This is a genomic window from Paractinoplanes ferrugineus (genome assembly GCF_016862195.1).
Lineage (GTDB): Bacteria > Actinomycetota > Actinomycetes > Mycobacteriales > Micromonosporaceae > Actinoplanes > Actinoplanes ferrugineus.
In genome coordinates, this window is record NZ_BOMM01000065.1 from 1 (window position 1) to 19989 (window position 19989).

General features: G+C 71.8%; 22 protein-coding genes and 2 pseudogenes. 15 read left to right on the top strand and 9 right to left on the bottom strand.

Features of this window, described 5'->3' with window-relative positions:
- On the top strand, window positions 1–326 hold a 326-nt coding region (locus tag Afe05nite_RS35485; RefSeq protein WP_239118440.1), incomplete at its 5' end, for a transposase family protein.
- 41 nt (window positions 327–367) lie between these two features.
- Here Afe05nite_RS35485 and Afe05nite_RS35490 read toward each other — a convergent pair.
- The gene (locus Afe05nite_RS35490; RefSeq protein ID WP_203821682.1) at window positions 368–577 is read right to left on the bottom strand and encodes a hypothetical protein; all 210 of its coding nucleotides are present in this window, start codon (window positions 575–577) and stop codon (window positions 368–370) included.
- Window positions 578–821: 244 nt separating this feature from the next.
- Here Afe05nite_RS35490 and Afe05nite_RS35495 point away from each other — a divergent pair.
- Together Afe05nite_RS35495 and Afe05nite_RS35500 are read left to right on the top strand one after the other, a co-directional pair.
- Window positions 822–1745, top strand: a pseudogene (locus tag Afe05nite_RS35495) (diacylglycerol kinase family protein).
- A gap of 95 nt (window positions 1746–1840) precedes the next feature.
- Window positions 1841–2014 carry a hypothetical protein gene (locus Afe05nite_RS35500; protein ID WP_203821683.1) on the top strand — a complete coding sequence of 58 codons (174 nt, stop codon included), beginning with the start codon at window positions 1841–1843 and terminating at the stop codon, window positions 2012–2014.
- A 136-nt stretch (window positions 2015–2150) separates the two neighbouring features.
- Here Afe05nite_RS35500 and Afe05nite_RS35505 read toward each other — a convergent pair whose 3' ends face one another.
- A complete protein-coding gene (locus Afe05nite_RS35505) occupies window positions 2151–2882 on the bottom strand; it encodes an HAD family hydrolase (protein WP_239118452.1) in 732 nt (243 codons plus the stop codon).
- Window positions 2883–2958: 76 nt separating this feature from the next.
- On the opposite strand from Afe05nite_RS35505, the gene Afe05nite_RS35510 reads away from it, so the two are divergent.
- The 4 genes and pseudogenes from Afe05nite_RS35510 to Afe05nite_RS35520 all read left to right on the top strand — a co-directional run bounded on the left by Afe05nite_RS35510 (window position 2959) and on the right by Afe05nite_RS35520 (window position 7249).
- On the top strand, window positions 2959–5718 hold the full coding sequence (locus Afe05nite_RS35510) for a DEAD/DEAH box helicase (RefSeq protein WP_203821685.1): 2760 nt from the start codon (window positions 2959–2961) through the stop codon (window positions 5716–5718).
- A gap of 10 nt (window positions 5719–5728) precedes the next feature.
- Window positions 5729–6028 (top strand): annotated as a pseudogene (locus Afe05nite_RS44720) (SAM-dependent methyltransferase); the annotation flags it as partial.
- Between the two features lie 103 nt (window positions 6029–6131).
- Entirely contained in the window at window positions 6132–6527 is a 396-nt protein-coding gene (locus tag Afe05nite_RS44725; RefSeq protein ID WP_275407537.1) for an SAM-dependent methyltransferase, read from the top strand.
- Window positions 6428–7249: a Pr6Pr family membrane protein gene (locus Afe05nite_RS35520; RefSeq protein WP_239118441.1), complete on the top strand. Its 822-nt coding sequence runs from the start codon at window positions 6428–6430 to the stop codon at window positions 7247–7249. Before Afe05nite_RS44725 ends, Afe05nite_RS35520 begins: the two co-directional genes overlap by 100 nt.
- A gap of 536 nt (window positions 7250–7785) precedes the next feature.
- On the opposite strand, the gene Afe05nite_RS35525 is transcribed toward Afe05nite_RS35520, so the two are convergent.
- A complete protein-coding gene (locus Afe05nite_RS35525) occupies window positions 7786–8868 on the bottom strand; it encodes an XdhC family protein (protein WP_203821686.1) in 1083 nt (360 codons plus the stop codon).
- A 137-nt stretch (window positions 8869–9005) separates the two neighbouring features.
- Between Afe05nite_RS35525 and Afe05nite_RS35530 the strand changes: the two genes are divergently transcribed.
- Both Afe05nite_RS35530 and Afe05nite_RS35535 read left to right on the top strand, forming a co-directional pair.
- Complete coding sequence (locus Afe05nite_RS35530; RefSeq protein WP_203821687.1) at window positions 9006–9440, top strand: SRPBCC domain-containing protein; 435 nt, start codon at window positions 9006–9008, stop codon at window positions 9438–9440.
- A complete protein-coding gene (locus Afe05nite_RS35535) occupies window positions 9427–9783 on the top strand; it encodes an ArsR/SmtB family transcription factor (RefSeq protein WP_203821688.1) in 357 nt (118 codons plus the stop codon). Before Afe05nite_RS35530 ends, Afe05nite_RS35535 begins: the two co-directional genes overlap by 14 nt.
- A 73-nt stretch (window positions 9784–9856) precedes the next feature.
- On the opposite strand, the gene Afe05nite_RS35540 is transcribed toward Afe05nite_RS35535, so the two are convergent.
- Window positions 9857–10117, bottom strand: a complete 261-nt coding sequence (locus tag Afe05nite_RS35540) for a hypothetical protein (RefSeq protein WP_203821689.1) — start codon at window positions 10115–10117, stop codon at window positions 9857–9859.
- A 10-nt stretch (window positions 10118–10127) separates the two neighbouring features.
- Between Afe05nite_RS35540 and Afe05nite_RS44730 the strand changes: the two genes are divergently transcribed.
- Window positions 10128–10256: a hypothetical protein gene (locus tag Afe05nite_RS44730; protein WP_275407535.1), complete on the top strand. Its 129-nt coding sequence runs from the start codon at window positions 10128–10130 to the stop codon at window positions 10254–10256.
- A gap of 35 nt (window positions 10257–10291) precedes the next feature.
- Here Afe05nite_RS44730 and Afe05nite_RS35545 read toward each other — a convergent pair whose 3' ends face one another.
- Window positions 10292–10744: a MarR family winged helix-turn-helix transcriptional regulator gene (locus Afe05nite_RS35545; protein WP_239118442.1), complete on the bottom strand. Its 453-nt coding sequence runs from the start codon at window positions 10742–10744 to the stop codon at window positions 10292–10294.
- A 100-nt stretch (window positions 10745–10844) separates the two neighbouring features.
- Here Afe05nite_RS35545 and Afe05nite_RS35550 point away from each other — a divergent pair, with 100 nt between their 5' ends.
- Entirely contained in the window at window positions 10845–12929 is a 2085-nt protein-coding gene (locus Afe05nite_RS35550) for an MMPL family transporter (RefSeq protein WP_203821690.1), read from the top strand.
- A gap of 32 nt (window positions 12930–12961) precedes the next feature.
- On the opposite strand, the gene Afe05nite_RS35555 is transcribed toward Afe05nite_RS35550, so the two are convergent.
- Window positions 12962–13615, bottom strand: coding sequence for an isochorismatase family protein (locus tag Afe05nite_RS35555; protein WP_239118443.1), 654 nt, complete (start codon window positions 13613–13615; stop codon window positions 12962–12964).
- Window positions 13616–13653: 38 nt separating this feature from the next.
- Here Afe05nite_RS35555 and Afe05nite_RS35560 point away from each other — a divergent pair, with 38 nt between their 5' ends.
- Window positions 13654–14559, top strand: coding sequence for a hydroxymethylglutaryl-CoA lyase (locus Afe05nite_RS35560; RefSeq protein ID WP_203821691.1), 906 nt, complete (start codon window positions 13654–13656; stop codon window positions 14557–14559).
- Window positions 14560–14574: 15 nt separating this feature from the next.
- Here Afe05nite_RS35560 and Afe05nite_RS35565 read toward each other — a convergent pair whose 3' ends face one another.
- The gene (locus tag Afe05nite_RS35565; protein WP_203821692.1) at window positions 14575–15078 is read right to left on the bottom strand and encodes a carboxymuconolactone decarboxylase family protein; all 504 of its coding nucleotides are present in this window, start codon (window positions 15076–15078) and stop codon (window positions 14575–14577) included.
- Window positions 15079–15218: 140 nt separating this feature from the next.
- Here Afe05nite_RS35565 and Afe05nite_RS35570 point away from each other — a divergent pair, with 140 nt between their 5' ends.
- Window positions 15219–15995 carry an SAM-dependent methyltransferase gene (locus Afe05nite_RS35570; protein ID WP_203821775.1) on the top strand — a complete coding sequence of 259 codons (777 nt, stop codon included), beginning with the start codon at window positions 15219–15221 and terminating at the stop codon, window positions 15993–15995.
- Here the strand turns inward: Afe05nite_RS35570 and Afe05nite_RS35575 are convergent.
- A complete protein-coding gene (locus tag Afe05nite_RS35575) occupies window positions 15968–16843 on the bottom strand; it encodes a hypothetical protein (RefSeq protein ID WP_203821693.1) in 876 nt (291 codons plus the stop codon). The genes Afe05nite_RS35570 and Afe05nite_RS35575 overlap by 28 nt on opposite strands.
- Before the next feature lie 386 nt (window positions 16844–17229).
- Between Afe05nite_RS35575 and Afe05nite_RS35580 the strand changes: the two genes are divergently transcribed.
- Entirely contained in the window at window positions 17230–17730 is a 501-nt protein-coding gene (locus Afe05nite_RS35580) for a SigE family RNA polymerase sigma factor (RefSeq protein WP_203821694.1), read from the top strand.
- Window positions 17720–18619, top strand: a complete 900-nt coding sequence (locus tag Afe05nite_RS35585; RefSeq protein WP_203821695.1) for a hypothetical protein — start codon at window positions 17720–17722, stop codon at window positions 18617–18619. Before Afe05nite_RS35580 ends, Afe05nite_RS35585 begins: the two co-directional genes overlap by 11 nt.
- Window positions 18620–18646: 27 nt before the next feature.
- Here Afe05nite_RS35585 and Afe05nite_RS35590 read toward each other — a convergent pair whose 3' ends face one another.
- Window positions 18647–19927 carry an aldehyde dehydrogenase family protein gene (locus Afe05nite_RS35590; protein ID WP_203821696.1) on the bottom strand — a complete coding sequence of 427 codons (1281 nt, stop codon included), beginning with the start codon at window positions 19925–19927 and terminating at the stop codon, window positions 18647–18649.
- Window positions 19928–19989 lie beyond the last annotated feature (62 nt).

Sequence of the window (19989 nt, forward strand, 5' to 3'; positions counted from 1 at the left end):
GGCTCAGTGGTCGGGAAAGCACGACAACCACGGCGGGAGCGTTTAGGTCACCACCGTCCCGGACGGCTGGCCGCTCTGGATACGAAGGCGAACAAACCACCATCACCGTCGCGTTCAAGAATCCGAAAAACCGGGCCTGCATGCTTGTCGAGCAGCAGTTCAACTGGGCCCACAACGCGGTCCGTGCCATCTGCGAACGCGGGAACTCCCTGCTCAGAACCACCTTCAAAACCCTACGCAACGCCAGCCTCTGCCCCTGGATTATCAGCCGGATCACCGCCGCCGCGCTCGTAATTCTGCACATCGAACACGGCCGGACCACCTGAACAACCGTCACCCAAAGTCAACGGCTGTTACTCGGAAAGCTTCACTGATTTGACCGGCCTCCAGAGACGGTGAGAAATAACTCCGGCAGACCCTGACACGAAGGCGTGAACGAGATCTCGTCCGTGGCCGCCGGGAATGCCGGATCGGTGGTGGAGATGACACACTGCGGCACGACGATGACGGCCGTGGAGTCGGCCATCCAGGTTCGCCTGATCAAAGCCATGGCGCCGACATGTCCATCGTGCGGCATGATCGCGCGCTTCAGCGAAGAATTCTCGCGTAGGCGAAGTGATGCACATATCGCTGGACTGATTCCGCCACTACGGGGCCGTTAAAATGGTTATGTGATTCCCGAGGCATGGTGAAGGGCCCGGTCGTCTTTCCCATGCCGTTCAGAATAGGGTCCGCCCGGCGTACCTGCGCGTCCGGCAAATTTGGGATCTGGCGGCTGCAAGGTGATTTGACGGCGTACCCGATAGGCTTCGGTTTCCTGGCTGGGCTGTGTAGTGTCCGCCCTCGTGAGCAAGGGTGACATCGCGGTGCTGGCCAACCCCCCGGGCGGGGTGAGGCCGGCACCGCGGTCTGCTTTCCGGGGTGCTGCAACGGCTGGAGCCGGCCGGGCGTCCCGTGGGGCTGCTGGCGGCGGCCGGCGCCGAGGAGGCGGAGAAGGCCTGCTACGGCGCGGTCGCCGAGGGCTGCGCGGCCCTGGTGGCGGCTGGCGGGGGGACGGTTCACCTCGCGTTGCAGGCAGCCGCCGAGCGGCCGGTGGCGTTCGGGGTGGTGCCGATAGGCACCGGCAACGACTTCGCGGCCGGGGTGGGGGTGCCGCTCGACCCCCTGGCGGCAGCCTCGGGGATGGCCGCCGCGCTAGCCGGCGCCGGGCCGGTCCCGATCGACCTGGCCCGCGGGCGGTCGGCACCGACGGCGAGACGCGCTGGTTCTGGGCGGTGCTGGCGGCCGGGTTCGACGCGATCGTGAACGAGCGGGCCAACCGGATGCGGTGGCCGCGCGGGCCCCGGTGCTACGACCTGGCCATTTTCCTGGAGATGGTGCGGGTGCGGCCGCGCCTCTACGCCGTCGAGATCGACGGGGCGGACCATGGCTGCGAGGGCACACTGGTCGCTGTCGGCAACTGTCCCTGCTACGGCGGCGGGCTGCGGATCGTGTCGGCCGCGGACCCCGCCGACGGGCTGCTCGACGTGCTGATGGCGCTGCCGCTGACCCGCCGCGCCATGACCCGCCTCAAGCCGCGCCTGCGTCGCGGCACCCACGTGACCGACCCTCGGGTCCGGACATACCGCGCCAGCCAGGTGCGGCTGCACTCGGACGGGACCGTAGCCTACGCGGACGGCGAACGGATCGGGCCGCTACCGCTGGAGATCACCTGCGTGCCGGCGGCACTGCGCCTGCTGCGTTAGAGCTACCGAGGTAGCGGTTCGGTTGCGACGGTGGCCACTCGCTCCGCCAGTTCACCGGCACCGCCGTCACCACCGCCCGCACGACGTTCAAGGCGATGGCCGACGCCGCGGTGCCGCCGTCCGAGCCGACCGCAGCGTCCGGGGACGGACCCGCGCGCGTCGCGGCGGTGCGGCCGTCCGGGGACGCCCTGCGAGGGGCCGAGCGCACGCTCGCGGAGAAGCGCAAGGCGGGCGTCCGCAAGGGCACCAACCTCGACGGGTACGCGTAGGGCGCTCTCGCCCGGGGCACGAGCTTCGCGCTCCGGCCGGGCGGCTCGGGGGCTTCGGGCGGGCGCTTCGGGCGTTCCGGCCGGGCGGCTCGGGAGCTTCTGGCGCGTGCTTCACCCGTATCCGCAAGGCTTGCTCTCAGGCCGGGCATCCGGCCAGCGCGAGCGCCGCGGTGAGCCCGTTGGGCCGCCCCGGCTCGGCGGCCGGCAGCACCAGGGCGGCCAGGCCCGCCCGCACCGCCCCCGCGTCGGCCGGGGAATCGCCCACCATCAGCGTCCGCTCCGGGTCGGCGCCGAGCATGCCGCAGGCGCGCACGAAGATCGCCGGGTCGGGCTTGGTGCGGCCCACCTCGTAGCTCAGGGCGTAGGCGTCCACCAGGGCTTCCAGGCCCCACGTCGCGAAGAGCGGGCGGATGTCGAAGCCGATGTTGCTGACCACCGCGACCTTGATGCCGGCGTCGTGCAGGGTGCGCAGAGTGGGCTCGGCGTCGGCGTAGGGCAGCCAGCCGGCGGTGGTCAGCAGGCGCTCGTAGAGGGCGTCGGGAAGGCCGTCCACGTCGGTCGTCACGGTCGCGGCCAGGCCGGTGTAGGCGGCGCGGTGACTGTGGGCGTACAGGTCGCGGTCGGCCCAATGCTCCGCGAGATGGGGTGGGACGCGGTGCGGAACCGGCCCGCCGGCCCGCCCCGCCGTCACCAGGCGGTCGGCGAGAATGGTGGCCTTGGCCCGCTCGAGCTCGCGGCCGCACGCCGCGGCGGCCTCCACGACCCACCGGACCGGGTCTTCCACCTGGGCGAGCGTGCCGTGGAAATCGAACAGCACAGCTTCCACCCGGCGGGGCGGCCGATGGGGAGGATGATCGGTCGATTCCACTGCTTCCGGCACGGGAGCACCATACCGAGCCCGCCGGGACCGCAGGTTGTCACACCCACGAACTAACCTTGTGGTCATGACTAGTCCCGCCGAGAAGTATGCGGAATCAAAACGGCGGGCGGCCCGGCTGGCCGAGTTTCCGGCGTTGGAAGACTTCATGCTGGATGTCGGCTTCGATCTGGACGATTTCCAGCGCTCCGCGTGTGAGTCGCTCGAGCGGGGCAGCGGCGTGCTGGTGTGCGCGCCGACCGGAGCCGGCAAGACGGTGGTGGGCGAGTTCGCGGTGCACCTCGCGCTGCGGGCGGGGGAGCGCAAGTGCTTCTACACCACGCCGATCAAGGCGTTGTCCAACCAGAAATACCACGACCTCGTCGAGCGCTACGGCCCCGCCCAGGTCGGCCTGCTGACCGGTGACAACGCGATAAACGGCGACGCCCCGGTGGTGGTGATGACCACCGAGGTGCTGCGTAACATGCTCTACTCGGGGTCGGCCACGCTCAACGGGCTGGCCTATGTGGTGATGGACGAGGTGCACTACCTCGCCGACCGCTTCCGGGGCGCGGTCTGGGAAGAGGTGATCATCCACCTGCCGGCGTCGGTGAACCTGGTCTCGCTGTCCGCGACGGTGAGCAATTACGAGGAGTTCGCCGACTGGCTGGTCACGGTGCGCGGCGAGACCGAAGTGGTGGTCAGCGAGCATCGGCCGGTTCCGCTCTGGCAGCACATGCTGGTCGGCAAGCGCATGTTCGACCTGTTCCACGACGCCGACGCGGCCCGCAAGCACGACGTCCATCCCGAGTTGCTGCGTTACTCGCGCGAGATGGAGCGCCGCCTCGAGATGACCGGCCGGGCCCACGGGCCGGGCCAGGGCGGTCGTTCGCGCCGCTGGCAGCCGCCGCCGCGGGCCGAGGTGGTCGACCGGCTCGAGCGGGCCGGGTTGCTGCCGGCGATCCTGTTCATCTTCAGCCGGGCCGGCTGTGACGCGGCCGTGCAGCAGTGCCTGTCGGCCGGGCTGCGACTCACCGACGTCGAGGAACGGGCCGAGATCCGGCGCATCGCGGAGGCCAAGGTCGCGTCGATCCCGCGGGAGGACCTCAGCGTCCTGGGCTACTGGGAGTGGCTCGACGGGCTCGAGCGGGGCCTCGCCGCGCACCACGCCGGCATGCTGCCCGCATTCAAGGAAGCGGTCGAGGAGTGCTTCGTCAACGGCCTGGTCAAGGCGGTTTTCGCGACCGAGACACTGGCGCTGGGCATCAACATGCCGGCCCGGTGTGTCGTCCTCGAGCGACTGGTCAAATTCAACGGTGAGGCGCACGTCGACCTGACCCCGGGCGAATACACCCAGTTGACCGGCCGGGCCGGGCGCCGTGGCATCGACGTCGAGGGCCACGCGGTGGTGCTGTGGAGTCCCGAGGTCGACCCGCGGCACGTGGCGGGGCTCGCCTCCACTCGCACCTATCCGTTGCGGTCCTCGTTCCGCCCGTCCTACAACATGGCGGTCAACCTGGTCAGCACGGTCGGCGCCGAGAAGTCGCGGGCCCTGCTCGAGTCGTCGTTCGCGCAGTTCCAGGCCGACCGGTCGGTGGTCGGGCTGGCCCGCCAGGTGCAGCGCAACGTCGACACCATGCAGGCGTACGGGTCGGACGCCGCCTGCCACCACGGCGACTTCGACGAATACTTCGCGATCCGGGTCGCGATCGCCGACCGGGAGAAGGCGATCGCCCGCCAGGGTGCCAGCCAGCGGCGGGCCGAGGCGGTGTCCTCCCTCGAGCGGCTCAAGGTCGGTGACGTGATCCGGGTGCCGCAGGGTCGGCGCGCGGGGCTCGCGGTCGTCCTCGAGGGAGCGGCCGGCGGCTTCGGCGAGCCCCGTCCCCTCGTGCTCACCCAGGACCGCTGGGCCGGGCGGGTCAGTCCGGCCGACTTCCCGGGACAGGTCGAGGTGCTGGAGCGCATCCGCGTACCCAAGCATTTCCAGCACCGCTCCCCGGCCGCCCGCCGCGACCTGGCCGCCCAGATCTCCGCCACCGGTCTCGACCGCCACGGCGGCGGCCGCCGAGGGCGCCGCGGGGGCGGTGCCCCGAGCGGGCCGGATGCCGAGATCGCGCTGCTCAAGGTGCAGATGCGGCAGCATCCGTGCCACGCCTGCCCGGACCGCGAGGAACACGCCCGATGGGCGGAGCGGCGGCACCGGCTGGAGCGCGACACCGACGCTCTGCGGGACAAGGTCGCCGGGCGTACGGGTTCGCTCGCGCGCACGTTCGACCAGGTCTGCTCGGTGCTGACCGGCCGGGGCTATCTCTCCGCCGACGGTGAGGTGACCGACGCCGGGCGGATGCTCGGGCGCATCTGGTCGGAGGCCGATCTGCTGGTCGCCGAGTGCATCCGCCAGGGCGTGTGGGACGGGCTCGACCCGGAGGAACTGGCCGCGGCCGTGTCCATGGTGCTCTACGAGTCGCGCCGGGAGGGTGACGACCGCGCCTCGGTGCCCAAGGGACCGATCACCGCCGCCGTCGACGCCTGCACCAAGCTGTGGGGTGAGATCGCGTCCGACGAGTCGGCGCACGGGCTCACCCTGACCCGCGAGCCCGACCCCGGATTCGTCTGGCCGATGTACAGGTGGGCGCGTGGCGAGCCGCTCGCCCGGGTACTGGCCAGCGGCCACAACTACGACGCCGACATGCCGGCCGGTGACTTCGTGCGGTGGGCCCGGCAGGTGCTCGACCTGCTCGGACAGATCAAGGAGGCGCCGGCCTCCACGAGCGAGGTGCGGGATGCGGCCCGCAAGGCGATCAAGGCGATCAATCGGGGGGTGCTGGCATACCAGGGCGGGCTTTAGGCTGTCCAAGATGGACGGGCGCGTAGACGTGACGCGGGCGCAACCCGCGCGGCGATACCACTACTGGCTCGGCGGACCACTGTTCTTCGAAGCGGACCGGATCTCCGGCGACGCGATCGAGGCGGCGATGCCGACCATCCGGCTGATGGCCGTCGAGAACCGGCGGTTCGTCGGGCGGGCGGCCGGCTTCGTCGCGGCGCGCGGCGTGCGCCAGTTCCTCGACATCGGCACCGGCCTGCCGGCGCCGGGCGGCATCGAGGTGGTCCGGGCAGTCGCACCGTCCGCCCGGATCGTGTCCGTCGACAACGATCCACTGGTCAGCGAGCGGCCTTCGCGCTGCTGGCCGGGGGCCCGGCCGCCTACGTCGAGACCTGCGAACCCCGCGATCGATCCTCGACCATCCGGCGCTGAGCCTGCTCGACCTCGACGAGCCGGTCGGGCTGATGCTGGCGGCGGTGCTGAACTTCGGGCGCGACGACGCCGACCCGGCCGGTGTGGTGCGCGCCCTGGTCGGCGCCCTCGCCCCGGCAGTTACGTCGTCGCCGGCCACGCCACCTGGGAATATCAATCCCCGTCCGCCGTCGCGCACTGGCACGCCGCCGCCGAACCGCACCCACGACCGTCGGCGGAGGACGTCGGCTGCAACGGCCTGGTCGCCCGAGTCCCATGATCTTCTGCCGGACGGTTCCGCCGGGCATACTCGTTACCCGTGGGTAAGTCCGGCGAAGGGATCAACATGCGGGTCTATGCGACGCCCCAGTTCTGGTGGCGGGCGGTCATCGTGGCCTGCGGCCTGTCCGGCCTGCTGATGAACGAGACACGGATCGTCTACTACACGAGCCAGAGCAACCTGATCACGCTCGGCTTCTTCGTCGGCGCCCTCTACTGGATGCTCAAGCGCGGCACCACCGCGGCACCGGCACCCCGGCTGCGCGGCGCCGTCACCCTGTGGATCCTGATCACCTGCCTGATCTCGCACTTCATGCTCAGCCACGGAGCGAACCCGCTGCCCGGCCTGGCCGACCCCGACCCCACCGCGGCGACCGTGAACCGCTCCCTGTTCCTGGTCCACTACGTGGTCCCGCTGATGGTCCTGCTCGACTGGGTGTTCTTCGGCCCGCACCGCCAGGTCCGCTGGGCCGACATCGCGCTGTGGATCCTGTTCCCCCTCGGCTACGGCCTGGTCATCGAGTTCCGCGCCGTGCTGGTCCCGGAGGCCCCGGTCCAGTACCCCTACTTCTTCCTCGACCCCACCGCCCACGGCTACGGCTGGGTAGTGGGGCAGTTCGTACGCTTGGCCGTGATCTTCGCCGTCCTGGGCGCCGTCGTGGTCGGCCTGGACCGATTGGCCTCCCTCGCCGGCCGGCCCCGCCGGGATCGTGGTCGCGGCGGTGACGCCTTCGCCGACGCCAGTGCCAGCTCGAGTGGCAGTGATGGTGCCAGCTCCGGTGCCAGTGCCAGTGCCAGTGCCGGTGCCGGGCCTGTTGAATCCGGGTCGGGCTTGTCGGAGGGGGCGCTTCGGCAGGGTTGACATAGGGCAGTTCGGATTGTCTGGGGTGGCGGATGAGTCCGTTGGCGCCTGCCAGACGCCAACGGGCTGAAACCGATATAGCGCCATATTTCGGTCAGGTGGCGGTCCGGACCGGACAAATCCCCCCTGGCTGACGATGTCTTCCGTCCGGTTCCCGCGGGCACCTGATCGGCACGGGGCATTTGCCCGACTTGCGAGCCCACCACCTGGTTTCAGCTGCTGTGCTTAGCTCGCTGGCTTCAGCTCTTCGACTCGGAGTGGTTGGTAGGCAGCCCACTGTTCCACTTAGTGGACTCACATTCCACCTGACGGGACGCGGATTGGGTCGGCCAACGACCACACCGCTTTTCCTTGGAGATGGGCCCTCGAGGTGCTTCGGAGGCCCCGCGGTCCCGGCCCTCTCAACTTCAATCCCGGTCCAGCCGGCACCCGGCCCCCGGCCCGCGGCCCCCGGTTCCCGGCCCGTGGCCGCTGGTCCCGCCCCGGTCGCGCAGGGGTGCGGGAGGGGGTGGGGCTGGGGGCCGGGGGAGTGCGGGCTAATCGGGTGGGTGGCGGTGGATGGGGGCGTTCAGGGTGGTCAACGGCTGGCCGGATCCGCCCCAGGCGGTGGCGATGATTTCGGCGGCTATCGCCACGGCGGTTTCTTCCGGGGTGCGGGCGCCCAGGTCCAGGCCGATCGGGGCGGACAGGCGGGCCAGTTGGGGTTCGGTGACGCCGGCTTGGCGGAGGCGGTGCAGGCGGTCTTCGTGGGTACGGCGTGAGCCCATCACGCCGATGTAGCGCGCGGGGGTGCGTAGCGCGACCTCGAGGAGGGGGACGTCGAACTTCGGGTCGTGGGTGAGGACGCACAGGACCGAGCGCTCGTCGACGGTGGTGGACTCAAGATATCGGTGCGGCCACTGGACTATCAGATCGTCGGCGGACGGGAAGCGCTTGCGGGTGACGAAGACGGGGCGGGCGTCGCAGACCGTGACGTGGTAGCCCAGGAAGCGGCCGATGCGGGCGACGGCGCCGGCGAAGTCGATGGCTCCGAAGACGATCATGCGGGGTGGCGGGAGGAAGGTCTGGACGAACACTTCGACGTCGTCCTGGCGCTGCTCGCCGTGGCGGCCGAGGTGGACCAGGGCGGTGGTGCCGGCGGCGAGCATGCCGGTGGCCTGCTGGACGGCCGCGTGGTCGAGGCCGGGGTCGCCGAGGGTGCCGGCGGTGCGGTCGGGCCAGATCGCCAGCTGGCTGTCCGCGAGCGAGGCGACGGCGACCGGGTGGCCGGCGCGGATGGCGGAGAGTATGTCGTCGAGGTCGGTCAGGGCCGCGTCCGGCTGGACGAGTAGTTCGATGGTGCCGCCGCAGGTCAGGCCGACTTCGAGGGCGTCGCTGTCGCTCACCCCGTACGCAAGTTGCTGGGATTGTCCGGTCTTGATGGTTTGTTCCGCGGCGGCGTAGACGGCGCCCTCGACGCAGCCGCCGGAGACGCTGCCGAGGACTTCGCCGTGTTCGCTGACGGCCATCGCGGCGCCGGGCCGGCGCGGTGCCGACTGCCACGTGCGCACCACCGTGGCCATCGCGAACCGCACGCCGTCCGCGCGCCATCCGGCCAGGCCTTCCACGATGTCCCGCATGTCCTGTGCTTCCCCAGTTCTTGGCCGCTTGGTGCTGGGAAATCATGGTACGTCCGGCGCGATGACGAGTCCTTGACGCAACCGAATGGTTGCTATAGCTTCAGTGCAACCAAATGGTTGCTATCTGAGGAGACATCATGGGCTTTCCCGACCGGATCGAGCGCACCCTCCAGCTGTCCCAGTCGCCGGAGCGGGTGTGGCAGGCGCTGACCACGGCCGAGGGTCTCGGCACCTGGTTCGGCAACAGTGCCGAGGTCGACCTGCGGGTCGGTGGCACCGCCAAGCTGAGCTGGACCAGCGGCGACTCCGCCACGCTGACCATCGAGCGGCTCGACGAGCCGCGCGTGTTCGGCTACACCTGGCACATCTACGGCCTGCCCGCCGAGGACCCGCGCCGCACCTATGTGGAGTTCACCCTGGCGCCGTCCGGCGGCGGCACTACGCTCACCGTGGTGGAGAGCGGATTCGCACAGCTGCCCGACGAGCAGCACAAGGTCTCGTTCGGCGGCAACACGACGGGTTGGACCAGCGAGCTGGGCGAGCTCGTCGACTACCTCGATGGCAAGTCCTGACCCGGAGGCGGTGGCCGAAGAGGTCTTCGCCGCTCTCGCCGACCCGAACCGCCGCCAGATCCTGTCCGCGCTGGCGGCGGGCGGCCCGGCGACCGCCACCGACCTGGCCGGCCGCCTGCCGATCACCCGGCAGGGCATCGCCAAGCACCTCGCGTTGCTGTCCGAGGCGGGCCTGGTGGTGGCCGAGCCGGGGGAGCGGCGGCGGGTGCGCTACCGCGTCGACTCGGCTCCGATGAAGGTGGCCCAGCAGTTCCTGGCGGCGATGGCCCGCGACTGGGACGGCCCGCTGGCCGCCCTGCAGCAGCATCTCGGCAACCAACGGAAACCGGCCGGGCCGGGGTAAGAGTGGCTCAACGGTTGATCGTCGGGGCGCGGGGAAGCCGGCAGAGTGACCGGATGGCCGGCCTTCGCTCAGCTCACGTGCTCGGGTTCGTCGTCGTGGCCCTGCTGGGTGGGTGCTCCTCAGCCGGTGACCGGAGCACGGCAAGCGCCGCGCAGAGTCCGCATGCCGCGCCGAGTCCGAGCGCGGTGCCGAGTCCGAGCGCGGTGCCGAGTCCGAGCGTCAAGATCGCGGCCGCGAAGCCGAAGCCGACGAAGGGCAGCCCGAAGCCGAACGTCACCTGGACGCCGACCGGTAGGCCCAGGGTGAAGCCGGTCCCGACGGCCAGCACGGTCAAGCCCGGGGCGGTGCAGAAGGGTGTCGCCGCCGGGGCCTTCTGCTCGCCGCCGGGGGCCACCGGCTTCACCGGCAAGGGCGACGCGATGCGCTGCACCATCGCCCAGGGGGACGAGCGGGCCCGCTGGCGGGCGGTCTGATCCGGGCCGGGCCCGCAGACGGGCGACGATGAGGATCAGCCGCGCGGCGCCTCGCGCTGCGCCGCCGCGGTGACCGCCGCGGTCAGCGTGCGCACGATCTGCGCGGTTCGGGCCAGTTCCTCGGGGGTGAACTGCTCGGCCGCCTCGTGCATCCGGCCGCCGAGCGGCACGAAGAACGCCTGCGCCACCCGCATCGCCGTCTCGCTCATCTGCACCGTCACCCGCCGCCGGTCGCTGGGGTCGCGGTAGCGCCGCACGTGTCCCACGTTTTCCAGGCGGTCGACCAGGGCGGTGGCGGCGGCCGGGCTCAGGCGGAGCCGCTGAGCCAGCTCGCCCACCGTGATCGGCTCGCCCGAGCCGGAGCCCACGCTGATCCACATGATCGCGTTGAGGTCGCTGCGGCCCAGGCTGTGGGCGCGCGCGAACCCGTCGATGAACACGTCGCTCTCGACGTTGTAGGTGCGCAGCGCGTCGATGAGCTCACTCATCACGGCGTCACGTCTCGGTTCGGGTTGCGGCGGCACGCCAGTCATCATATCTTTTCCATGACCGAAACTTTAGACCATCAAAATATTGAGGATCTTTCCTATGCCTAAGCGTCCCATCGCCTGGCTCACCACCCGCCTCGGGGTCCTCACCGTCCTTTTTGCCGCTGTCGTCCTCTCGGGCCTGGCCTTCGCGTTCTCGCCGGCACAGCCCGAGGCGGGTCCGGCCGACGGTCTGCCGGCCGGTGCGCAGTCCACCCGGGTGACCGAGCTGGCCGCCCGCTTCGACAGCGGCCGGTCGGCCAGCGCCGTCATCGTGTTCGAGCGGCCGGACGCCGCGTTCACCGGCGCCGACCAGGCTGCCGTCACCGACGTGTCCGGCAAGATCGGCGGCCTCGGCGAGACCGTCGCCAAGCCGGTGACGTCACCGGACAACCGGGCTGCCCTGGTCGTCGTGCGGCTGCCCGACAGCCTCGACGCGGACGCGCAGCACAGCGCCGTCGACAAGATCCGCGAGACGCTGCGCGGCACGCCGCTGCCGGCCGGGCTGAGCGCGCAGGTCACCGGCGGCGCCGCGATCGGCCGCGACATCTCGGCCGCGTTCGAGGGTGCCGACGTCACGCTGCTGCTCGCCACCGCCGCGGTCGTCGCCGTCCTGCTGCTGATCACCTACCGCAGCCCGATCCTCTGGATCGTCCCGCTCACCGTGATCGGCCTCGCCGACCAGGTCGTCGCCAAGCTGCTGCCCTGGATCGCGCGGCTGGTGGGGGAGCGCACCGACGCCTCGGTCGCCGGCATCGTCTCGGTGCTGGTCTTCGGCGCCGGCACCGACTACGCCCTGCTGCTGATCTCCCGCTACCGCGAGGAGTTGCGTCGCACCGAGTCCCGGCGCGAGGCGATGACCCGGGCCTGGCGGGCGGCGGCGCCGGCGATCACGGCGAGCGCCGGCACCGTCGTGCTCGCGCTGATCACGCTGCTCGCGGCCGTCCTGACCGCGAACCGTACGCTCGGCGTCGCGGCCGCCGCCGGAGTGCTCGTCGCCCTGCTGTTCGGCCTGTTCGTGCTGCCCGCCGCGGTGGTGGCGCTGCCCCGGGGCGTGTTCTGGCCCAAGGTTCCCGAGGTGGGCAGCGCCGACCCGACCGAGACCGGGTGGTGGTCGAAGGTCGCGCACGGCGTCGGCAAGCGCCCCGGCGCCGTTCTCGCGGTCGCGCTCGGCGTGCTGGTGCTCTTCTCGGCCGGCCTGCTCAAGATGGACGTCGGCCTGTCGCAGAGCGAGCAGTTCCGCACCAAGGTGGAGTCGATAGTCGCCCAGGAAGCCCTGGCCCGGCACTTCCCGGCGGGCGCCGCCCAGCCGGTCGAGGTGGTCGTCGACGCCGCGGCGGCGGAGCGGACCGGTGCCGCTCTGCGGGGGACCGAGGGGGTCGCCGCGGTGCTGCCGCCGGAGACCTCCACCGACGGCACGCTCGCCCAGTTCGCGGTGCAGCTGACCGACGACTCGGGCACGACCGGCGCCGACCGTACCGTCAAGCGGCTCCGCGCCGCCGCGCCGGACGCCCTGATCGGCGGCGCCCCCGCCGCCGACCTCGACAAACGCGACGCCAACCTGCGCGATGACCGGGTCGTCGTGCCGTTGGTCCTGCTGGTGGTGCTGATCGTCCTGCTCGCTCTGCTGCGCTCGCTTCTGGCCCCGCTGTTGCTGCTGGTCACCGTGGTGATCAGCTATGCGGCAAGCCTCGGCGCGGCGGTCATGCTGCTGCGGTTCGGCTTCGACATGACGGCGCTCGACTCCAGCGTGCCGCTGCTGAGTTTCCTGTTCCTGGTCGCGCTGGGTGTCGACTACAACATCTTCCTGGTCACCCGGGCCCGCGACGAGGCCGTCGAACGGGGCGGCACCCGCCCCGGCATGCTGCGCGGCCTGGCCGCGACCGGCGGCGTGATCACCTCGGCGGGCATCCTGCTGGCCGCGGTCTTCGCCGTGCTGGGCGTCCTGCCGGTGATCGTGCTGACCCAGATCGGCGTGGTGGTCGGCATCGGCGTCCTGGTGGACACCCTGCTGGTGCGCACCGTGGTGGTCCCGGCCCTGGCGCTGCTGCTGGGCGAACGCTTCTGGTGGCCGGCGCGGCCGGTGCGCGCCGAGAGGGCGCGGGTGGCGCCGGCCGGCCGGCCGGAAGCGGTGCGGATCGACTGAGGCAGTGCGTGCGGGTCACGGCCCGGCGGCGGTCAGCGGTGCAGGGCGGTCCGGGCTTCGTCGAGGGTGATCACGTCGGCGTACTTCGCGTCCAGGTCGAACAGATTGTTCTCATGGGGGCCGCCGTCGCGGTCGGCGCAGGCGTCGCGCACCACGATCGGCCGGAAGCCGTTCTGCAGCGCGTCGAGTGTCGAGGCCCGCACGCATCCACTTGTCGAATAGCCGGCGATGACCAGGGTGTCGATCGAGTGCGAGGCCAGCCAGGCGGCCAGCGACGTGCCGGCGAAGGCGCTCGCGTAGTGCTTCACCACGACCAGCTCACCGCGCGCCGGCGCCAGCGGCGGCGCGAAAGCACCGAGCGGGTTCCCGTCGGCGAAGACCTTCAGCGCGGGCACCTTCGCGGCGAACAGCGGCGCCTCGGCGCACGACTCGTCGGCATAGTGCACCCGGGTCCAGATCACCGGTACGCCCTGGTCCCGGGCTTCCCGCGCCAGCGCCGCCATCGCTTGCGCCGCGGCCTGGCCGGACTTCAGGAACAAGGGCGATTCCGGCGAGGTGTACGCGAGAGCGGGGTCGACCAGGAGCACCGCCGGGCGCGAGCCCCAGCCGAGCCGGCGCGCGAACCCGGCCGCCGCATAGTCACGATCGAGGTCGGACATGTTGATCACCCCTCCGCCGAGTGCCACGCTGGGGAAGTATCACAGACGAGGGAGCGTGCGTGCGGATGGAGATCGTAGAGGTCGGGCCGCGGGACGGACTGCAGAACGAGAAGCGCGTGCTGCCCACCGCCACCAAGATCGAGTATGTCTCGAGGGCGATCGCCGCCGGACTGCGCCGCCTCGAGGTCGTCGCGTTCGCCCGGCCCGACCGGGTGCCGCAGATGGCCGACGCCGAGGACGTGCTGCGCGGCGTGCCCCGGCCGGCCGGGGTCCGGTACGTCGCGCTGGTGCTGAACGGCCGCGGCCTGGACCGCATCCTCGCGCTCGACCCCGCCGTGCGCCCGCACGAGATCAATTACGTGGTCGTGGCCACCGACGAGTTCGCCCGCCGCAACCAGGGCATGGACACGATGGCCTCGCTCGACGCCTTCCGCACCGTCGCGGCCCGGGCCGCCGAGGCCGGTCTCGGCGTGACGCTCACGGTGGCGGCCGCCTTCGGTTGCCCCTTCACCGGCGAGGTCGAGGCCGATCGGGTCCGCGACGTGATCGCGAACGCCGGGCCGATGACCGAGCTCTGCCTGGCCGACACCATCGGCGTGGGCGTGCCCGCCCAGGTGACCGAGCTGACGGCGGCGGCCCGCGAGGCGGCCCCGGGAGTCCCGCTGCGCGCCCACTTCCACAACACCCGCAACACCGGCTACGCGAACGCGATCACCGCCGCCCGACTGGGTTTCGCGGCCCTCGACGCGAGCCTGGGCGGCATCGGTGGCTGCCCCTTCGCCCCGGCGGCCACCGGGAACATCGCCACCGAGGACCTGGCCTACCTGCTGAACCGTTCCGGCCTGCCGACCGGCGTCGCGGTTCCCGAAGCCGCCGAGGTGGGCGAATGGATCGGCACCGAGCTGGGCCTGGCCGAGGTGCCGGCGCAGCTGGGCCGGGCCGGCGACTTCCCGGCCGGCGTGGGCGGCTGACCCGAAGCCACGGGCTCAGACCGGGGGACGCAGGTAACCGTGCTCGGCCAGTCCGTGGGCGTGCCGCTCGTAGCCGGCCGGATCGGCCGGCGTGACCGTGTCCAGCCCGTCCACATAGCGGTTGAACATGCTGAACGCCGCCGCGATCAGCACCGTGTCGTGAATCGCCTGATCGTCGGCGCCGGCCGCGCGGGCCCGCTCGATGTCGTCGCCGGTCACCGAGCGGCCGTCGACCCGGACCCGGTCGGCGATCGCCAGCAACGCGGTCATCAGGGCGTCCGGCTCGGCCGCCTCGTCGTGGCCGAGCCGCCGGGCCACGGCACCGTGCGTCCGGGCGCAGAACTCACATTCATTACGGCGCGAGACGTACGCGGCGATGCTCTCGCGTTGCGCGGGGGTCAGCGGAGACGGCCCCCGGAGCAGGGCCTCGGCGAGATCGTTGAGAGGTTCCGCGGTACGGGGATGGGCGGCCAGTAACCCGGCGATCCCGGGCAGTGGTGGTAGCTCGATGTGCGGCACCCCGACACGTCATCACGCCCGGTTGCCGATGTACACCACCGAACGGCTCGAGCGCGGCGCCGCTACGATGCACCGAACGTCACGGATGACAGGAGATAGTGGTGAGTAGCGACAGCTCGGACATCTCCGCGCGCATCGACATGACCAAACCGCACCCGGCCCGGCGGTACGACTACTGGCTGGGCGGCAAGGACAACTTCCAGGCCGACCGGGAAGCCGCCGAGGCGATCGCCGCGGTGTTCCCGCACATCCGCACCGCGGCCCGGGAGAACCGGGCCTTCATGCAGCGGGCCGTGCGGTTCCTGGCGGCCGAGGCGGGCGTACGCCAGTTCCTCGACATCGGCACCGGCCTGCCGACCGCCGACAACGTGCACGACGTCGCGCAGGGCATCGTCCCGGAGTCCCGGATCGTCTATGTGGACAACGATCCGCTGGTGCTCGTGCACGCCCGCGCCCTGCTGACCAGTTCGGCGCAGGGTGCGACGGCCTACATCGACGCCGACGCGCGCGACCCGGAGAGGATCCTCGCCGACCCGACCCTGACGGCGACGCTGGACTTCTCGCAGCCGGTCGCGTTGCTGCTGGTCGCCCTCCTGCACTTCGTCGAGGACCAGGAGAACCCGCACCAGATCGTGAAGCAGCTGGTCGAAGCCCTGCCCGCGGGCAGCTACCTGGTGCTGTCGCACGCCACCTTCGACCCCCTCGACGCCGAGACGATCGCCGCCATGAACGCGGTCAACGCGAACATCAAGCCGACCTTCTCGCCGCGTCCGCTGGCCGAGGTGACCCGCTTCTTCGACGGTCTCGACCTGCTCGATCCGGGCATCGTCTCGGTCTCCGACTGGCGCCCGGGACCGGGCCCGCGCCCCACCCCGGCCGAGGCCACCGGCTACGGCGCGGTCGCCCGCAAGTCCTGACGGCCGGCGCCACGGCGCCGGGCCAGGAAGATCCCGCCGCCGAGAAGGAGAAGTGCGGCCCCGGCGAGGGCGCCGGCGATCGGTGCCGTCGACGTCTCGCCGACCGGCGTCATCCAGCTGATCGCCGCGCTGTCGCTGGCCACGCCGCGGTTCGCGGGGCCGGCGGTGGGGGCACCGGCGTCCGCCGGCCGGGTGGGCCGCGGGGAGCCGGTGGAGATCGTCACGGTGCCGGTGGTACGGGCGTTGCCGATGATCCGCACGCCGAAGTCGAACAGGGCCGGCTGGGTCGGCCGCAACCGCTGCGTGACCGTGCACAGGTAGCCGCCGGTGTCGGCGGTGCAGCCGTCGGCGACCCGGGTGACCTCGACCCCGGCCGGCATGGTGACCAGGGCGGTGGGGGAGGTGCCGGGGACGGTCGCGGTGCGGCCCGCGTTGCGCAGCCCGACCCGCAGGTCGGTGGTGTCACCGATCCCGCCGCTGATCTCCGCCCCGACGGCGTCGAGCGTCGTCGCCGAGGCCCCGACCGTTACCCCGAAGCGGGCGGCGCCACCGGGTCCGCGCGGAATCGGGGCGACCGGCCGCAGGGCGAGCTTCGGGCCGGGGGTGGTGGTGGCCTGGCCGTCGGGGACGCCGACGGCGGTGACGGCGACGGCGTACACGTGCGGGCCGCCGGCGTCCTCCTGCACCTTGACCAGCAGCGGGTTCGTCGTGGTCGAGATGGTGGCGGCGGCGCCCGGTCGCAGTTCCTGATCGATGACGCAGGTGGCGGTGGTGGCTTCGGGGTCGGTGCGGTCGACGGTGCAGTTGGTGTAGCCGGCCACCGGTTCGAGACCCTGCTCGGTCGTCAAAGTCAGCTTGATATGACTTATTGTCACGTCTGTTGTATTACTCAAGGTGACTTGGACTGTGGAGTAATTGCCGCGGTCGACCGCCACGTCGGCGAGACCGGTCAGCTGGAGATTTGCCGCAGCCAGCGCGGGAGAGGTCAATCCGGCGACCGGAAGCAGAGAGGCGACGGCGAGCAGAGCTAGGCGGTGCAGACGCATGGTGTCACGATCCCGAGGCCGAAGATCACCCTAGGTTAGATCCGCAAGCTCCGATTGGCAACTCTGCGTAGTGTCGACCCGTACGCCGTACGCCGTACGCCGGAGAATTGGTTCTGGAACTTTGCAGCATGGCCGGCGCGCCGGCCGTTTCCCGGGCAGAGAGTTCGCGAGGGGGAGCGGGGGCAGGAGTGCGGGACGCGGGTGCATTCGACGACTTCTACCGGGACACGTCGGCCCGGATGCTGCGCTACGGCTATGCGATGGTCGGCGATCTCGGCGACGCGCAGGACGTGGTGCAGGAGGCCTACACGAGGGCCTGGCGGGACTGGCGTGCGGTGGCCGACCATCCGGCGCCCGAGGCGTGGGTTCGGCTGACCGTCAACCGGCTCGCCACCGACCGGTGGCGGCGGCTCAGCGGATGGCGTACAGCGCTGCTCAGATCCGGCCCGCCGCCGCCCGCCGAACCGCCCGGCGAGACCACCGTCCTGCTCACCGCCGCCCTCCGCCGCCTGCCCGCCAACCTGCGGCAGGCCGTGGTGCTGCACTACCTGCTCGACATGCCGGTGCAGGCGATCGCCGCGGAGACCGGTTCCCCGGTCGGCACCGTGACGTCGTGGCTGCACCGCGCCCGCGCCGAACTCGCCGCCATCCTCGGATCGACACTGCCGGAGGCCTCCGATGTCGAATGAGCTGAAGCGCGCGTTCGACGCGCTGTCCGACGACGCCGGCCGGGGCCGGCTCGAAACCGCCGCCACCGTGCGCCGCCGGAGCGACCGCCGCCGCGCCGGTACCGCGGTGGCCGGCACCCTCGCGGTCGCGGTCGTGGTGGCCGGTGTGGTCGCCGGCTCCCGCCTGCTGCTGGCCGGGCCGTCCGGTCCGGCGCCGCAGCCCGCCCCGGCCGATTCGGGGTCGACGACCGTCGTGCCGGCGCCGTCCGTCGCGGGCGTCACCACCCCGCCCGTCACCACCCCGCCCGTCACCAACGCGCCGGCCGGACCGGCGGTCGCCATCCCGGCGGCGATTCCGGCGTCGGCGTTCCTGCAGCCGACCGACACGCCGGGCCGGATCAAGGAAGCGCCCCGGCGGCTCGGCCCCGGGGCCCAGCCGCTGCCGGACTTCTGCGCGGACTCCTACGACCAACGGGCGAAGATCGGCATCCGGGCGACCCAGGTCCTGTACTTCACCGCGGCGGACTCGGCGCCGGGAAGCACCCCGAAAGCCGGCGTCTACGAGGAGATCCTGGTCTTCCGGGGCTCCGTGGCGGAGGTGTTCATGAGAAGCCTGCGGGACTCGGTGCGCGGCTGTCCCGTCGCCGGGCCGGCCAGGAACTATCTGCGTGACTCGCTCGGCCTGGGCGACGAGTCGGTCCTGATCGAGCGCACCGCCCCGGCCACCGGCGACGACGGTGAGCCCGCCGCGGACGGGTCGCTGCACCACCTGTACTGGGCGGTGATCCGGGTGGGCGATTCGGTGGCGTTCGTCAGCAACACCGGCTGGGAATCGATCTCGGCCGACCGGGCCGACACCGAACATCTGGCCGCGCGGGCCGCGGCGCGCCTGGCGGCCTGGCGCGGCTGACCTCGGCGGCGGGTGCTCCGGCCCGGATCACCCGCCGCCCGGCGCATGGACGACCTGGGTCCGCACATAGTCGTGCAGGCCGGTCGCTCCCGTGCGGTGGTGGGAGTTGACGGAACAGGACGCGGCTTCGAACCGGCGGGCGAAGGCCACCGCCCGTTCCTGGTCGGCGCTCCAGATCGAGGCGCTGAGCCCCGGATCGCCGACGTCGAGGACGGACATCTCGTCCTCGTACCCGAACACCGGAACCACCGGGGCGTACGGCGGGATCGGGCCCGCTTCGCCCGGGGCCGGCTCGACGAGCAGGGCGGGCCGCACGAAGTAGCCGGCCTTCTCGTCCGCGTCGAACAGGCCGAGGTCGACGAACGTGCCGCGACGCGCGGCCGCGGCGGCCTCCTGGGCGGCCGCGGAGATCACCGGGCCCATCGTGACGCCGTCGGCCAGGGGATCGCCGGTGACGAGTACGCGTTCGGCCGCCGCCTGGTAGGCCGTCACGAAGTCGGTCAGCCGGCGCGCCGGTACATAGAGCCGCCGGATCGCGGGCTGAACCTGGCCGTTCGCGAAGGTGGCCCGGACGTGCCGGTCCATGGCGTCGTCGGCGAAGGAGGCGTCGTCGAGAAAGATGGCCGGGTCGTCGCCGCCGAGCGTGAGCACGAACGGTTTCAGCCGGTCGCCGGCAGCCGCGGTCAGTGCCCGGGCGCCGGCCGCGCCACCGGTGAACGCCACCTTGCCCACCAGTCGATGACCGACCAGCGCCGCACCCGCCCGCACACCGCCGTGCACGAGGCGCAGCGGCCCGCCGATGAGCCGCACGATGCGGTCCAGGGTCAGCGGGGCGAGCGGCGAGGGCTTCACGACGACCCCGTTTCCGGCGGCTAGCGCCGGCGCGATCGCGCGCATCGCCACCAGGACCGGTGCGTGCCAGGGCGGCACCGCGGCGATGACCCCGAACGGTCTCCGCTGCCTGATCCGCACACCGGGATCAGCGTCCAGGACATCGTCGGCGTACGCCGCGACCGCATGCGAAACCACCCACCGCAGGAAGCGAACGGCGGCGCCGATCTCGGCGCGGCAGTCGCCGAGCACCTTGCCGGTCTCCCGGGCGAGCAGCACCGACAGCTCGCCGAGACGGTCCTCGAGCGCCTCGGCGCCCGCGGTCAGCAGGGCCAGCCGCTCCTCGACCGGCCGCACCGACCACCGCCGGAAATCGGCATGGGTGGCCCACACGATCGCGTCGATCTCGGTCGCCGAGGTCTCGGCGACCGCCCCGACGATCTCCTCGAAGCGAGCCGGGTTCTCCCGCGTGATCACGCGACCACCGTCTCGCGGCCCTCGGCGGTCGGCGGGGAATCCACGACACCCGGATACCGGGG